Annotated in this window: 12 protein-coding genes; 1 reads left to right on the forward strand and 11 read right to left on the reverse strand. The window is 59.9% G+C overall.

Annotated elements, in window-relative coordinates:
* Positions 1-23: 23 nt before the first annotated feature.
* The 11 genes from AC30D7_RS15140 to betI form a co-directional block, all read right to left on the reverse strand.
* Positions 24-1,202 carry a BaiN/RdsA family NAD(P)/FAD-dependent oxidoreductase gene (locus AC30D7_RS15140; protein ID WP_490134600.1) on the reverse strand — a complete coding sequence of 393 codons (1,179 nt, stop codon included), beginning with the start codon at positions 1,200-1,202 and terminating at the stop codon, positions 24-26.
* A 147-nt stretch (positions 1,203-1,349) separates the two neighbouring features.
* Positions 1,350-2,687, reverse strand: a complete 1,338-nt coding sequence (dbpA, locus tag AC30D7_RS15145) for an ATP-dependent RNA helicase DbpA (protein WP_490134624.1) — start codon at positions 2,685-2,687, stop codon at positions 1,350-1,352.
* A gap of 105 nt (positions 2,688-2,792) precedes the next feature.
* Positions 2,793-4,220, reverse strand: coding sequence for a multidrug transporter subunit MdtD (mdtD, locus tag AC30D7_RS15150; protein WP_490134601.1), 1,428 nt, complete (start codon positions 4,218-4,220; stop codon positions 2,793-2,795).
* A gap of 189 nt (positions 4,221-4,409) precedes the next feature.
* Complete coding sequence (locus AC30D7_RS15155) at positions 4,410-5,759, reverse strand: TldD/PmbA family protein (RefSeq protein WP_490134602.1); 1,350 nt, start codon at positions 5,757-5,759, stop codon at positions 4,410-4,412.
* Positions 5,759-7,201, reverse strand: a complete 1,443-nt coding sequence (locus tag AC30D7_RS15160) for a TldD/PmbA family protein (RefSeq protein WP_490134603.1) — start codon at positions 7,199-7,201, stop codon at positions 5,759-5,761. The genes AC30D7_RS15155 and AC30D7_RS15160 overlap by 1 nt, the downstream gene beginning before the upstream one ends.
* Positions 7,202-7,337: 136 nt before the next feature.
* Positions 7,338-7,688 carry an AzlD domain-containing protein gene (locus AC30D7_RS15165; RefSeq protein WP_490134604.1) on the reverse strand — a complete coding sequence of 117 codons (351 nt, stop codon included), beginning with the start codon at positions 7,686-7,688 and terminating at the stop codon, positions 7,338-7,340.
* On the reverse strand, positions 7,685-8,410 hold the full coding sequence (locus AC30D7_RS15170) for an AzlC family ABC transporter permease (RefSeq protein ID WP_490134605.1): 726 nt from the start codon (positions 8,408-8,410) through the stop codon (positions 7,685-7,687). Before AC30D7_RS15170 ends, AC30D7_RS15165 begins: the two co-directional genes overlap by 4 nt.
* A complete protein-coding gene (locus AC30D7_RS15175; RefSeq protein WP_490134606.1) occupies positions 8,410-9,411 on the reverse strand; it encodes a hypothetical protein in 1,002 nt (333 codons plus the stop codon). Before AC30D7_RS15175 ends, AC30D7_RS15170 begins: the two co-directional genes overlap by 1 nt.
* A gap of 184 nt (positions 9,412-9,595) precedes the next feature.
* Positions 9,596-11,299, reverse strand: a complete 1,704-nt coding sequence (gene betA / locus AC30D7_RS15180; protein ID WP_490134607.1) for a choline dehydrogenase — start codon at positions 11,297-11,299, stop codon at positions 9,596-9,598.
* A gap of 152 nt (positions 11,300-11,451) precedes the next feature.
* Entirely contained in the window at positions 11,452-12,924 is a 1,473-nt protein-coding gene (gene betB / locus AC30D7_RS15185; RefSeq protein ID WP_019580664.1) for a betaine-aldehyde dehydrogenase, read from the reverse strand.
* A gap of 110 nt (positions 12,925-13,034) precedes the next feature.
* A complete protein-coding gene (gene betI, locus AC30D7_RS15190; protein ID WP_018928769.1) occupies positions 13,035-13,628 on the reverse strand; it encodes a transcriptional regulator BetI in 594 nt (197 codons plus the stop codon).
* Positions 13,629-14,008: 380 nt separating this feature from the next.
* Between betI and AC30D7_RS15195 the strand changes: the two genes are divergently transcribed.
* A complete protein-coding gene (locus tag AC30D7_RS15195; protein ID WP_490134625.1) occupies positions 14,009-15,958 on the forward strand; it encodes a BCCT family transporter in 1,950 nt (649 codons plus the stop codon).
* Positions 15,959-16,008 lie beyond the last annotated feature (50 nt).

Raw genomic sequence — 16,008 nt, forward strand, 5'->3', positions numbered from 1 at the left:
GCGAAGAACGATAACGCGATCGGTCAGACGTACTGCGCCGCCGCGTAACCGGACGCCCAGGCCCATTGGAAGTTGAAACCACCCAGGTGCCCGGTGACGTCGAGCACTTCGCCGATGAAATACAGGCCGGGGCTTTTCAGCGATTCCATGGTCTTGGACGACACTTCGCGCGTGTCGACGCCACCCAGGGTCACTTCGGCCGTGCGGTAGCCCTCGGTGCCGGCCGGCACGACTTTCCAGCTCGCCAGTTTTTCGGCGATGTCTGCAATTTCCGCGTGGGTGTACTGCTTCATCGGTTTGGAGACGAACCAGTTATCCGCCAGCAGGTTGGCCATCTTCTTGGTGAAAATCTCACCGAGCAGGGTTTTCAACTCGCTGTTCGGGCGTTCGGCTTGCTGTTGTTGCAGCCAGCTCGGTACGTCGTGATCCGGCATCAGGTTGATCTCTACCGTGTCGCCGGATTCCCAGAACGAAGAAATCTGCAAAATCGCCGGGCCGCTGAGGCCGCGGTGGGTGAACAGGATGTTCTCGCGGAAACTCTGGTCGTTGCAGCTCACCAGGCAATCCACCGACGTACCGGACAGCTCGGTGCACAGTTCCTTGAGCTGATCGGTGATGGTGAACGGCACGAGGCCGGCTCGGGTCGGCAGCAGGTCGTGGCCGAACTGCTTGGCCACCTGATAGCCGAAACCGGTGGCGCCGAGGGTCGGAATCGACAGGCCGCCGGTGGCGATCACCAGGGATTGGCAAGTGATCTGGTCCAGCGTGGTATCCAGCAGATAACCGCTTTCGAGCTTCTCGATGGTCTGGATCGAGGTGTCCAGGTGCAGGCTGACGCCAACCTGCTGGCATTCGTCGAGCAACATTTCGAGGATGTCGCTGGATTTGTTATCGCAGAATAACTGGCCGAGTTTTTTCTCGTGGTATGGCACGCCGTGTTTAGCCACCAGGCCGATGAAGTCCCACTGGGTGTAACGCGCCAACGCAGATTTGCAGAAATGGGCGTTCTGCGAGAGAAAGTTGCTTGGTTCGGTGTACATGTTGGTGAAATTGCAGCGCCCACCGCCCGACATGAGGATTTTCTTGCCGGCCTTGTTGGCGTGGTCAAGCAACATCACCTTGCGCCCGCGCCCGGCGGCGGTCAGCGCACACATCAACCCTGCGGCGCCAGCGCCAATGATCACGACTTCGGTAGAGCGCAAAACGGTGTCCTCACATAAATCTCAGAGCTAACGGCGATCCCGTAGGAGCGAGGCTTGCCCGCGAAGAACGATAACGCGTTGCATCAGGTGTACCGAGTTTTCGTTCTTCGCGGGCAAGCCTCGCTCCTACAGGGGGGCGGTGCGGTTTTACAAAATGCGCACGCGCAGCGAACGGCCTTTGATTTTACCGTCGTTCAGGCGCTGCAAGGCTTGCTTGGCGATCCCGCGTTCCACGGCCACATAGGACTGGAAGTCGAAAATCGCGATCTTGCCGACCTGGGCACCCGGGATGCCGGCATCGCCGGTCAGAGCACCGAGAATGTCACCCGGACGGACTTTGTCTTTACGGCCCGCACCAATGCACAGCGTGCTCATCAGCGGCAGCAGCGGACCGCCACCCTGAGACGTGAGGTTATCCACCTGATCCCAATTCAACGGCGACTTCTGCAGTTGCTCGATGGCTTGGGCGCGATGCGCTTCGGACGGTGCGACCAGGCTGATCGCGATGCCTTTCTCGCCGGCACGACCGGTACGGCCGACACGGTGAATGTGGATTTCCGAGTCACGGGCCAGTTCGACGTTGATCACCATGTCCAGCGCATCGATGTCCAGGCCGCGTGCGGCGACGTCAGTGGCGACCAGTACCGACGTACTGCGGTTGGCGAACATCGCCAACACCTGGTCGCGGTCACGCTGTTCCAGATCGCCGTGCAGGCCGACGGCGGAGATGCCTTTGGAGGTCAGGTGATCGACGGTTTCCTGAACCTGCTGCTTGGTGAAGCAGAACGCCACGCAGGACGCCGGGCGGAAGTGGCCGAGCACCTTGGTCACCGCGCTCATGCGCTCTTCCGGGGAGATTTCGTAGAAACGCTGCTCGATCTGCGTGTCGTCGTGGAACGCCTCGGCCTTCACTTGCTGCGGATTACGCATGAACTTCGACGCTAGCTGCTTGATGCCCACCGGGTAGGTGGCGGAGAACAGCAGGGTCTGGCGACGTTCCGGGCACTGGGCGATGATTTCTTCGATGGAGTCGTAGAAACCCATGTCGAGCATGCGGTCGGCTTCGTCGAGGATCAGCGTGTTCAGGCCGTGAAGCACCAGCGAACCCTTGCGCAGGTGTTGCTGGATACGCCCAGGCGTGCCGACGATGATGTGCGCGCCGTGCTCCAGCGAGCCGATCTGCGGGCCGAAAGACACGCCGCCGCACAGGGTCAGCACCTTGATGTTGTCTTCGGAGCGGGCCAGGCGACGGATTTCCTTGGCGACCTGGTCGGCGAGCTCACGGGTCGGGCAGATGACCAGTGCCTGGCAACCGAAGAAGCGCGGATTGATCGGGTTCAACAGGCCGATACCGAAGGCGGCGGTTTTGCCGCTGCCGGTCTTGGCCTGGGCGATCAGGTCCATCCCCTTGAGGATCACCGGCAAGCTTTGCGCCTGGATCGGCGTCATCTGGGCATAACCGAGGGAGTCGAGGTTAGCCAGCATGGCGGCGGACAGCGGCAAAGTATTAAAAGCGGTGGCGATGGTGGTCACGGGACTGGCCTGCAAAACAAAATGTCGCGCAGTGTACCAGCCCGATGGCCATTCGCCCTAAGGCTCTATGTGTTGTTCCGGACGTTTGACGCGCCGTCCGTCTTCTCTCGATAGCTGCGAGAAGATGGTTGCAGCCAGCATCGCCATGATTCCTACCGTCACAAACGTCAGCTGGAACGCACCCAGCACCGTGTCCACGTCGTCATTGCCCATCTCCGCCGTGAATCCGCCGAGCAGCGCACCGGCGCACGCCACGCCCAGGCTCAGGGACAATTGCGCTACCACCGACAGCAAACTGTTGCCGCTGCTGGCGCTGGCGTCGTCGAGATCGATCAGGGTCACGGTGTTCATCGCGGTGAATTGCAAGGAGTTGATCGCCCCCAGAATCGCCAACTGGGCCAGCAACAGCCAGTACGGTGTCTGCTCGCTGACCAGGCCCATGCTCGCCAGCATGATCCCCAGCGCCAGGGTGTTGCCGGTCAGCACGATGCGGTAGCCGAAACGTTCGATCAATGGCCGCGCCACCGATTTGGCGACCATCGCCGCTGCGGCCAGGGGAAGCATGCTCATCCCGGCCTGAGACGGCGAATAGCCCAGCGCCACTTGCAGCAGCAACGGCACCAGGAACGGCAATGCGCCGCTGCCCAACCGGGCGAACAGGTTGCCGAGGATGCCCACGGCGAAGGTCCGGGTCTTGAACAGCGATGGCGCAAACAGTGGATTGTCGGTGTGCCCGGCCCGCAGCCAATAGGCCGCCAGACAGGCCATGCCGGCAAACAGCAGCAACATCACCCGCAAGTGCGGCAGATGCAGTTCGCCGAGGCCTTCCATGGCGATGGTGATCAGCACCATCGCCGCGCCGAACAGCAAAAAGCCCAGGCTATCGAAGCGGGTGCGCTCGCTGCCGCGCAAGTCGGGGATGAATTTCCATACCGCGTAGCAACCGAGAACACCCACCGGCAGGTTGATCAGAAAGATCCAGTGCCAGGTCAGGTATTGCACCATCCAGCCGCCCATGGTCGGGCCGATCAGCGGACCGAGCAGGCCGGGAATGGTGATGAACCCCATGATCCGCACCAGATCCGAGCGCGGATAGGCGCGCAGCACCACCAATCGCCCGACCGGCAACATCAAGGCTCCGCCCAAACCCTGGATCACCCGGGCGCCGATCAGCATGCTCAGGGTGCTCGACAAGGCGCAGAGCAATGAGCCGATGCTGAACAACAGGATGGCGCCGAAGAAGATTTTCTTGGTGCCGAAACGGTCGGCGATCCAGCCTGAGGCGGGGATCAGCAAGGCGACGGTGAGCATGTAGGCGATGATCACACCCTGCATGCGCAGCGGGTCTTCGGCCAGGTCCCGGGCCATGGCGGGGAGGGCGGTGTTGAGGATTGTCCCGTCGAGGGACTGCATGAAGAAGGCAATGGCGACGACCCACGGCAACCAGCGGGCGGTGACAGCGTCGAGAGGTGGGCGGTTGGGCATGGGACCTCTTGTGGGTTAATGCAGATTCGTGGCTGGCGCTGAACCCTGTGGCGAGGGAGCTTGCTCCCGCTCGGCTGCGTAGCAGTCGTAAATCCGGTGAATGCGGTCTGTCTGACAGAGCGCATTTGCCGGTCTGGGGCCGCTTCGCAGCCCAGCGGGAGCAAGCTCCCTCGCCACAGGTTTTTGTGTTTACAGGGTCAAGGTCAATCGGCTGACGAGCGCGCCCGGCAGTAATGCCGAAGATGTGTTGCGCTGACTGTAGGTGCTGGCCGACAACATCAGCTCGCGTTCCTCGGTCAACGCTTCCAGCTGCGAACCGAGCAGGCTGTAGGCGCTGTCATCGAAACGCATGGTGCTGACCGGCGCCTGAATCTCGCCGTTCTCGACCCAGAAGGTCGCGAACCGTGTCATGCCGGTCAGGCGCGCCGCCGGTTGGTCGGAGTAGTTCAGGTACCACAGGTTGCTGATGTACAAACCGGTGCCCAATTGCTTGAGAATCTCGGCGTCAGGCAACGCGCCGGCCGCCATGTTCAACGCACTTGGCGCTTCACCGCCGCCGGCGCCGTTGGCGGTCAGTCCGTATTCGGCGGCGCTGCGTGAACCGACCAATCGCTCGCCCGCCTTGCCATCAACAATCAGCTTCAGATCGCTGCGCGGATAACCTTCACCCGAAAACGCCGGGCTCAGGGAGCCGCTGACTTTTTCATCCAGAGACACCAACGGGCTGAACGAGCTGTCGCCACCGTAGAGCTTCTGCAACGGACTGCTCTTGCTGGCAATCGACTGCGCCGAGAACCCGCCCCAACTGAGCATGCCCATGATTTCTTCCAGGGCCGCCGGCGCGAGGTACGCGCGGTACTGACCCGGCGCCAGCGTGCGCGTTGGCCGCCCGAGAAACGCCAACTGCTCGCGGGCTTGCTGGAAACGCCGGGCAAAGCCTGCGCTGTTCCAGTCGTGCCCGGCGTAGCTGGCTTTCACCGCCTGACCGTTTTCATGGAACAGGCTGAAATCGAAGTTGAAGCTGTTGGCCTGATGCCAGCCGAACGCGCCCGAAGAACTGGCGAAACCACGACTGATCGGCCCGGCGGCATAGAAACCGACCAGATCCAGCCCCTCGGCGGCCTGAGTGATTTCAGCGACCACCTGCTCGGTGTCCGGCAGCGGATGCTCCTGCACGTTGTTGCTCTGCCAGTCGTTTGGGTTGAGCAGCAGGTACGGATCCTGAGGCAGCAACGGCAGGGTTTCGCGCAACTGTTGCAGCCCCTCGGCCAAGCGCTGAAGGTCGACTTCTGCATCGCCCGACAAGGTGATGTCGAGGTCGGCGTGGCGGCCATCGTTGATCAGTTTGAAACCGACACTCGCCTGTTGCACCTGCCCGGCCTGACGCACCTTGGCGTGGTTGAAACGCACGAAGGCCGACGATTCGGCGGCGTAGCTGAGGGTGAACTGCTCAGGCGTGCGCAGTGCATCGCGCAGCCAGTCGACCAAGGCCTTGAACGAATCGGCCTGGTTTTTTGAAGTGCTCGTGGACGTACTCATCAGGCATCTCCCCCAAACACATCAACATTGCTGAACACACAGGCCGGCGACGCATGGCCGACACGGATCACCTGGTTCGGTTCGCCCTTGCCGCAGTTCGGCGTCCCCAGCACCTTGAAGGTGCTGGCGTCACCGACGGCGCTCAGGCTCTTCCAGAATTGCGCGGAAATCGCCCGGTAATTCGGGTTCTTCACCACGCCTTTGAGTTCGCCGTTTTCGATCAACTGGCCCCATTCGCAACCGAACTGGAATTTGTTGCGCGCATCGTCGATGGACCACGAACGGTTGGTGCTCATCAAAATACCGTGCTCGATGTTGCCGATCAGTTGCTCAAGCGGCTGATCGCCGGGCTCGATGTTGAGGTTGGCCATGCGGTCGATCGGCGGACGGTTCCAGCCGCAGGCGCGGCTGTTGGCCACGCCGTCGAGGCTGGCCCGGAACTGCGAGAGCGCGCCGCCCAATGGTCGCAGCAGCAAACCTTGCTTGATCAGGAATTGCTTGCTGGCGGCGGTGCCTTCGTCGTCATGGCCGTAGCTGGCGAGCTGTTCGGGGATGTCCGGGTCGAATGTCACGTTGAGCAGTTCGGAGCCGTATTGCAGGCGGCCGAAGTCTTGCGCCTTGACGAAACTGGTGCCGGCGTAATTGCGCTCGTCGCCGAGGATGCGGTCCAGTTCCAGCGGGTGACCGATGGACTCGTGGATCTGCAGCATCATCTGGTCGGGCATCAGCAACAGGTCGCGTGGGCCTTGCGGGGTGTTCGGTGCCAGCAGCAATTGCAGTGCCTGGTCGGCGATTTTTGGGCCGGCGCCGATCAGGCCGCAACGGCTGATCACATCAAAGCCGCCCTGCTGACCGAAATTCTCGCGGCCGAGGGTGCGGGTCTGGCTGTCGCTACCGTCGTAGGCGGTGACGTCCATGCTCGGGTAGACGAAGCGCTGGGCCTGGCGCAGTTCGGCGCCGGCGCTGTTGAGGTAGATCTGCTCGACGTTGGTGATACCGATGCTCGCCTGCCAGTTCACCAGGCGTTCGTCCTTGGGCACGGCGGCAGATTCGGCGCCGAGCAGTTGGTAGCAATCGCTGAGAGACGGGAAGGGCTGGTCGAGGCTCGGCGAGAAATAGTCGGCGCGCTCGCTGGAAACCGCTTGCTCACGCAAGTCGAGGAGGGCGTGTGGCTTGAGTCGACGGGCTTGTTGCTCGGCCTTCTCCAGCGCAGCTTGCAGCCCGGACTGGGACAAGTCGTTGGTCGCGGCATAGGCTTCGACGCCGTTGACCCGAACGGTCAGCATCGCACCTTCGTCCCGGCTCAGGCTCGGCGGTTCGGCAACGTTCTTGCGCACTGACAGATACTGGCCGGATTCGCGAACATAACGCAGCGAAAAGAATTCAGCGCCCGTGCGCAACGCAGCGAAGCGCTGCTTGAGCTGGGGGTGGAAATCGAACATTCGGGAACCTCCTTGGAATGGAGTGACGGTGCAGCGGTGTTGCGAAGGGGGGGTGAAACGTTTGCGTGGCGCTAGATTAGGCTTGCGCCGGAGCAGGATCAAGCGCCAAAGACTTCGGTGACGAATGGGCTGGGGCTCAGTTCCAGCCATGCAGGTAAATGAGCGCTGCGAGATAAATCATCAGGCAGGCCAAGAATGCGGGAAGTATTTTTCGGGTTCTGGCGACTGCGATGAAGGTCCCCATCAGCAGGGAAAGCTTCAGTGCATCCAGGCTTTCAAACTGTTGTATCAGGCTCGGCGCGTCCCGTTTATTGAAGGCGGTGTCGTAAATAATCACCCCCAGCATGGCGTGTGCGCTGTAACTGATAAACCGATAAAAAGAGCCCTTTGTCCGGGTCAATGCCGGGGTGTTTTTGAAGGCAAAGGGCAAGGCGCGAAACGCCAGTGCGCTGATGGCGGCAAAGCCGATCAAAAGCCAGAGTGTCATTGCGCGTGCGCTCCTTTTTCCGTCCAGGCATTTTCAATCAGCACGATCACGCCGCCGATCACAAAGGGTGTGATGAGCAGGCTGTAGTCCTTGAAGAGCAGCACAAGCAATGGCGCCCCGACGAAGCCGAGCCAGTAGCCGGACACCTCGGCGTAGTGCGGCCAGTGCTTGCCCGCCAATGCCGTGAACTGAAGCGGCAACAGCATCGTCATCATCGCGGAAATTACCTGCGACGCCAGCCCCGCACCGGCAATGAAACCGATGCTGGTGCAGGCAATCGACACGACGAATATCGGCAAGCCCACGCCAATCATGTACATGAAAGGGCGCTCGGCTCGCTGTTTGAAGCGGGTTGTACAGGCCGTGAAAATCGACGGTGTGATCAGAATCAGTGAGGGCAGGATTTTACTTGTCGCTACATCCCTGAAGTGCGGTGCAAGCGTCGCCGAAAGCAGTACGAATCGAGCGTTGAGCGCCAGGATGACGGGTATCAACAGCCAGCCATCACCGTGGTTTTGCAGCAGCAGAAATTGCAGGGGTGTCGAAAAAATCAATACGGTGGTCGCCAGGGTCTGGCTCAAGGATAACGATTGAGCGGCGCCCACCATTCCGATCGATAAATACAGGAAGACAAACGCAACGCCGAAGGTGATTGCATCGCGTGCGCCTTCCTTGAATACCTGGCCTGATGACAACGCGATGGGTGGTTTCCCGGCGACCATCAGCAGGTTTCCTGCGGGCAGTTGGATTCATTCAGGGCGTAGTACTGTTTCCTTGGACCTTTGCTACGAAACAAGAGGCGTGGCGTGGTGGAAAACGTAGACGTGGTGGCCTGGGTGCGCACGTCATCCTCCGTCATGTTCAGCACGGGACGTGCGTGCAGTATTTTGTGGTTGGCCACAATCAGGAACGTGCCGGTTTCAGCGATTGAAACACTGTGCCTGGCCGTTGGCAGCATGGCCCTTATCTTGTCGAGGACGTGTTGGCCGCCGTTGACTGCGCGCATTCGTTCCCCGTGGTGAGGATCAATTCGGAAATCCAGGCAAAACCGATAGCCGTAAATATCGTCGTATTCGACAACATTGCGGATTCGCTCTTTCGATCCGTCGACGTTTTTTCCTGAGATAAATATTGCCTGCATGCCAAGCAAAGTCTGAATTTCTCCGTCGCTGAGTTCGCAGAGAAGATCGGCCGGGAAGTAATAAGCCGTCGGCGTATTAGTGGTGTCTCGACACACCGTCAAGGCCAGAAAGTCTACGTTCAGGCTTTCATAAAGATCATCGGAGTGAGGGGTAATGTCACCATAGCCATTTCCCCACTCCCGATATTTTTCAGCGGCCGGTTTCAGGTATAGCGCTTTGTGTTCTTCGTACTCGTATTTGATATCGATCAGGTGGAACAGGTCGGCCAGTGCTTCATGTACGACCAAGGCCAGTCTGGGGGAGTCGAGGTGGAATAAGTTCTTGATGCACACCGCGGCGACGCTATTGCTGGCACGACCGACCTTGTCAAAGTAATAAGTGTCTTCGGGGTGCAAGTAAGTCGAGAGTATATTGATAAGCTGGATTTTTAGTTCGTGAATGCCCAGGTTTTGATTCTTTATCCACCACGCTTCGATAACGCCGCTGAGATAGTTGAAGTTCAGGTTTGTTGTTGTTTCCCTGGAAATCTCTTCGCGAAATAGTTCGGCGGAAATGTGCGGGTTGATACTTGGGTTTTTCATTGTCGTCCTTGATAGTTGGTTTTGTGGCGCGAATGATAATGTAAGTTTTAACTTTGTCGGCTTCATAATTGTTGCGGGTTTTGTTGTGTTGCGAATATGCCTTTGTCGTTGTTGATGATGAAGGCATAAAAAAACCGCCAACCTCATAACGAGGTGGCGGTTTTTTGATAACGCGGACTTAGTGTCAGTGCGCGACCAGGCTCACATCCCGCAACGGCTTGCCACGCACCGGCGCATCGCCGGCCACGTAGTATTTGGCCTTGCTGCGCGGCAGTGGTTTGCGACCGCGGATCTTGTCGGCGATTTTCTCGGCCATCATGATCGTTGGTGCGTTCAGGTTGCCGGTGGTGATGATCGGCATGATCGAGGCATCGACCACGCGCAGGCCTTGCATGCCATGTACACGACCTTCGCCATCGACCACGGCCATTTCGTCGGTGCCCATCTTGCACGAGCAGGACGGGTGGAACGCGGTTTCGGCGTGCTCGCGGATGAACTTGTCCAGTTGCTCATCGGTTTGCACGTCAATGCCGGGGCTGATTTCGCGACCACGGAAGGCATCCAGCGCCGGCTGTTGCATGATTTCACGGGTCAGGCGGATGCCATCGCGGAATTCCTGCCAGTCCTGCTCGGTGGCCATGTAGTTGAACAGGATGCTCGGGTATTCACGCGGATCCTTGGACTTGGCCTGGATGCGACCGCGGCTTGGCGAACGCATGGAACCCATGTGCGCCTGGAAACCGTGCTCTTTCACGCCGTTGCTGCCGTTGTAGTTAATCGCTACCGGCAGGAAGTGATACTGGATGTTCGGCCATTCGAATTCCGGACGGGTACGAATGAAACCGCCGGCTTCGAATTGGTTGCTGGCGCCGATACCGGTGCCCTTGAACAGCCACTCGGCACCGATGGCCGGCTGGTTGTGCAGGAGCAGCGAGGGGTACAGCGAGACCGGTTGGGTGCAGGCGTATTGCAGGTACAACTCGAGGTGATCCTGCAGGTTTTCACCGACGCCCGGCAGGTCGTGGACCACCGGAATATCAAGCTTTTTCAGCAGCTCGGCCGGGCCGACACCGGAACGTTGCAGGATCTGCGGCGACGCGATGGCGCCGGAGCACAGCAGCACTTCTTTGCGGGCACGGACTTCGACGCGCTCTTCAGCCGCGCCGATCAAGTAACGCACGCCAACCGCACGCTTGCCTTCGAACAGGATCTTGTCGGTCAGGGCGTGGGTGACGATGGTCAGGGTCGAACGCTTCTTGGCGATGTCCAGGTAACCGCGAGCGGTACTGGCGCGACGGCCGTTCGGCGTCACGGTGCGGTCCATCGGGCCGAAACCTTCCTGCTGGTAACCGTTCAAGTCTTCGGTACGCGGGTAACCGGCCTGCACGCCTGCTTCAACCATCGCACTGAACAGCGGGTTGTTGCCGGCTTTGGGCGTGGTCACGCTGACCGGACCGTCGCCACCGTGGTAGTCGTTCGGGCCGATGTCACGGGTTTCCGCCTTGCGGAAATACGGCAGGCAGTCGAGGTAGGTCCAGTCTTCCAGGCCTGGCAGTTTCGCCCAGTTGTCGTAGTCCATGGCGTTGCCGCGGATGTAGCACATGCCGTTGATCAGCGAAGAACCACCCAGGCCCTTGCCGCGACCGCATTCCATCCGGCGACCGTCCATGTGTGGCTCTGGATCGGTTTCGTACGCCCAGTTGTAGCGACGACCTTGCAGCGGGAACGCCAAAGCCGCTGGCATTTGTGTGCGGAAATCCAGACGGTAATCCGGGCCGCCCGCTTCGAGCAGCAGGACGGTGACGCCTTCGTCTTCAGTCAGACGGGTCGCCAGGGTGTTACCGGCGGAGCCGGCACCGATGATGATGTAATCGAATACTTGGGACATTGAATGCACCCTCTTTGAAGTTGGTCAGGTCGCCCGTAGCAGCTGCCGAGGTACGAGGCTGCGTTGGGCTGCGTAGCGGCCCCGAGGGCGGCCCTTCGGACCGCAACGCAGCCTCGTACCTCGGCAGCTGCTACAGGTTGTGCGCGGGTGCCTTAGAAAACCGAGGCGTAATCGCCCAGTTCGACCTGTACCGATTTGATGCGTGTGAAGTTGTTCAGCGAGCTGATGCCGTTCTCACGGCCCACGCCCGACTGCTTGTAGCCACCGACCGGCATCTTGGCGTCGGACTCGCCCCAGGCGTTGATCCAGCAGATACCGGCTTCCAGTTGATGAATCACGCGGTGCGCGCGGTTCAGGTCTTTGGTGACGACGCCGGCAGCCAGACCGAAGTCGGTGTCGTTGGCGCGACGGATCACTTCTTCTTCGGTTTCGTAACTCAGGATGCTCATCACCGGGCCGAAGATTTCTTCGCGCACGATGGTCATCTCGTCGGTGCAGTCGGTGAACACGGTCGGCGCGACGAATGCGCCTTTGGCGAATTCGCCGTCGGTCAGACGAGCGCCGCCGCACAGCAGGCGAGCACCTTCTTCCTTACCTTTGGCGATGTAACCCAGCACGCTTTCCATGTGGGCGAAGCTGACCAACGGGCCGAAGTTGGTGTTTTCATCTTCCGGGTTGCCAACGCGGATGCGCGCAACGCGCTCAACGATCTTGGCTTCGAATGCGGCTTTCAGGTGGCTCGGCACGAACACGCGAGTGCCGTTGGTGCAGACCTGACCGGAGCTGTAGAAGTTGGCCATCATCGCGGTGTCGGCGGCGCGATCGAGGTCGGCGTCGTCGAAAATGATCAGCGGGGATTTGCCGCCCAGTTCCATGGTCACGTCTTTGAGCGTGGAGGCGGAAGCGCTGGCCATGACCTTCTTGCCGGTGTCGGTGCCGCCGGTGAAGGAGACTTTTTCGATGCGTGGGTGTTCGGTCAGCCAGGTGCCGACTTCACGGCCGCTGCCGGTCAACACGTTGAACACACCAGCCGGCAGGCCAGCTTCGGTGTAGATCTCGGCCAGTTTCAGAGTGGTCAGCGAGGTGACTTCGCTTGGCTTGAAGATCATCGCGTTACCGGCCGCCAGGGCTGGCGCGGATTTCCACAGGGCGATCTGGATCGGGTAGTTCCACGCGCCAATACCGGCCACGATGCCCAGCGGCTCGCGACGGGTGTAGACAAAAGAGGTGGTGCGCAGCGGAATCTGCTCGCCTTCGATGGCCGGTACCAGACCTGCGTAGTACTCCAGCACGTCAGCGCCGGTGACGATGTCGACGTAACGGGTTTCGGAGTACGCCTTGCCGGTATCCAGGGTTTCCAGGGCGGCCAGTTCGTCGTTGCGCTCGCGCAGGATGTCGACGGCACGACGCAGGATGCGCGAACGCTCCATGGCGGTCATCGCGGCCCAGATTTTCTGGCCCTTTTCGGCACTGACCACTGCACGCTCGACATCTTCCTTGGTCGCACGCTGTACGGTTGCGAGGACTTCACCGTTAGCCGGGTTGATGGCTTCGAAGGTGGCGTCGCTGCTGGCGTCACTGTAGCCGCCGTCGATGTAGAGTTTTTGCAGTTCGAAACGGGCCATAAAGTCCTCGCAAGTGCATAAGTTGGTTGGCGTTAACCACTGGGACGTGCCGTGTAGCGTTGGCGACGCTGATCAGTGGCGTTCAGGGGCTGAGCGGTTTTATGTGTGCTCTAACTCACCTGCTTGGCCAATTGGATATCCATGTATTCGTAAGCGATTCTTTGCGCCTGCTCGGTGTCGAAAGCATCTCCCGACAGCGCGCCGCGCAACCACAAACCGTCAATGAGGGCTGCCAGGCCCCGGGCGGCGCTGCGCGCTTGATCAAGCGGCAACGCACGGCGGAACTGGCAGCACAGGTTGGAATACAGACGGTGATCGTTGATCCGCTGCAACCTGTGCAAAGACGGCTGGTGCATGCTGGTGGCCCAGAAGGCCAACCAGGTTTTCATTGCCGGGCCATTGACCTGGCTGGCGTCGAAGTTGCCTTCGATAATCACCTGCAGATGCGCCCGTGGGCTGTCATCTGCCATCGCCTGACGGCGCGCGGTGACATTCTCGCTGAGGACGCTCATCAGATACCGCATCGTGGCGGCGATCAGGCCATTCTTGTCCTGAAAATAGTGACTGATGATGCCATTCGAGACACCGGCCAAACGGGCGATCAGCGCAATGCTGGCGTCCCCCATGCCGACCTGATCGACGGCCTGCAACGTGGCTTCGATCAATTGCTGGCGGCGGATGGGTTGCATACCGACCTTGGGCATCTTGCACATCTCCTTAGGCCTTCCGGTGGACGAAATACGGCTACCGGATTGAGGGCCAGTCTATTTTGTTTTGATTGAACGTTCAATCAACAAAGAATAAGATCTGCGACAATTCGTCGCTGCTTACAGATTTTTCCTACGTGTAAATGACGATAAACCGACATCCAAAAATGCTCGAAACCCATACGCAGACGCGTTCCAGGGGTTTCGGGCTTTTTTCGGGGTGTCTTTATATCACCCGCCGGTCGGCTGCCAACTAATCGATTGGTCGGGTATCGCGTTGCCTTGTGTTCTTCTCTCGCACTGCCCGGAGCATCTGTGCCATGAGTTCTGCCTCTCTAATAAAGACCCCACCCGAGAAGGTGACGGTCAACGGTTGGGTGTTCTACACCTCTACCGCGTTGATTCTGTTGTTGACTGCCATTCTGATCATCGCCCCGCAAGAGGCCGGCAGAATGCTCGGCATTGCCCAGGCGTGGTTGTCCCGCAGCTTCGGCTGGTACTACATGGTGGTGATCGCCGCCTACCTGGTGTTCGTGGTTGGCCTGGCGTTTTCGTCTTATGGCAAGCTCAAGCTGGGCAGCAAGGACGATACCCCGGACTTCAGCTACGGCGCCTGGGCGGGGATGCTGTTCTCGTCGGGTATCGGCATCTCGCTGTTGTACTTCGGTGCGTCCGAGCCGCTGGACCACTACTTCAATCCGCCGGAAGGCGTTGCCGGCAGCAACCTTGCCGCGCGTCAGGCAGTGCAACTGACGTTCCTGCATTGGGGCCTGCATGGCTGGGCGATCTACGCTTTGGTCGGCCTGGCCGTGGCGTACTTTGCTTATCGTCATAACCAGCCGCTGGCGCTGCGTTCGGCGCTGTATCCGCTGGTCGGCGAGCGTTGGGTCAAAGGCGCGGCCGGTCATGCGGTGGACGGCTTCGGTATGTTCGTGACCCTGCTGGGGCTGGTGACGAACCTGGGGATCGGTTCGCTGCAAGTGTCGTCGGGGCTGGAAAACCTGTTCGGCATGGCGCACAGCAACACCAACTTGCTGATCGTGATCATCGTGATGAGCACCGTGGCGACCATCGCTGCCGTGTCCGGGGTGGAAAACGGTATTCGCCGTCTGTCCAACCTGAACATCGTGCTGTTCAGCGGTCTGCTGATTTTCGTGCTGTTGTTCGGCCCGACCCTGCACCTGCTCAACGGCTTTGTGCAGAACATCGGTGACTACCTGAATGGCGTGGTGCTGAAGACCTTCGACCTCTACGTGTATGAAGGCGACAGTGAGAAGTCTGACCGCTGGCTGGGCCTGTGGACCCTGTTCTACTGGGCCTGGTGGATTTCCTGGGCACCATTTGTCGGCATGTTCATCGCGCGTATTTCCCGTGGTCGTACGGTGCGTGAGCTGGTCGCCGGTGTGCTGCTGATCCCGCTGGGTTTCACCCTGGCATGGCTGTCGATCTTCGGTAACTCGGCCCTGGACCTGGTGATGAACCATGGGGCGGTGGAGCTCGGGAAGACGGCGCTGGAACAGCCATCGATGGCGATCTACCAGTTGCTTGAGCATTACCCTGCGTCGAAAGTTGTCATTGGCGTGTCGATTTTTGTTGGCTTCGTGTTGTTCCTGACCCCGGCGGACTCCGGCGCGGTGATGATGGCCAACCTTTCGTGCAAGGGCGGCAACGTCGACGAAGACGCGCCGCACTGGCTGCGGATTTTCTGGTCGGTGGTGATCACCCTGGTGACCATCGGTCTGCTGTTCGCCGGTAACTTCGAAGCCATGCAAACCATGGTGGTGTTGGCGGGACTGCCGTTCTCGGTAGTGCTGGTGTTCTTCATGTTCGGCCTGCACAAGGCCATGCGCCAGGACGTGCAGATCGAACAGGAGCAAGCGGAACTGGCAGCACGTGGTCGTCGTGGTTTCAGCGAGCGTCTGACCCAGCTGGATTTGCAGCCGAATCAGTCGATTGTTCAGCGTTTCATGGACAAGCAAGTCAGCCCGGCGCTGGAAGAGGCCGTGCTTCAACTGCGTGGCAAGGGCCTGGACGTGCAAACGTTGTTGGGCAAAGCCAAGCGTTGCATGGGCCTGCGGATCGAGATGGAAGAGGGCAATCCTTTTGTCTACGAAGTGAGCCTGGACGGTTATCTGGCGGCGGCGAGCGAAACGGTGTCGGCCGAAAGTGCCGATGAACCACGCGCACGTTACTACCGCGCCGAGGTGTACCTGCACAACGGCAGCCAGGACTACGACTTGATGGGCTTCACTCAGGATCAGATCACCCGTGACGTGCTCGATCAGTTTGAAAGCCATCGGCAGTTGCTTGGTCGGGTTTATAGCTGAGGTTTGAGGTGATGCGGTGCAGCGAATGCACCGCATCTCCATTGTGGCGA

It is taken from the genome of Pseudomonas sp. DF5, assembly GCF_058148225.1.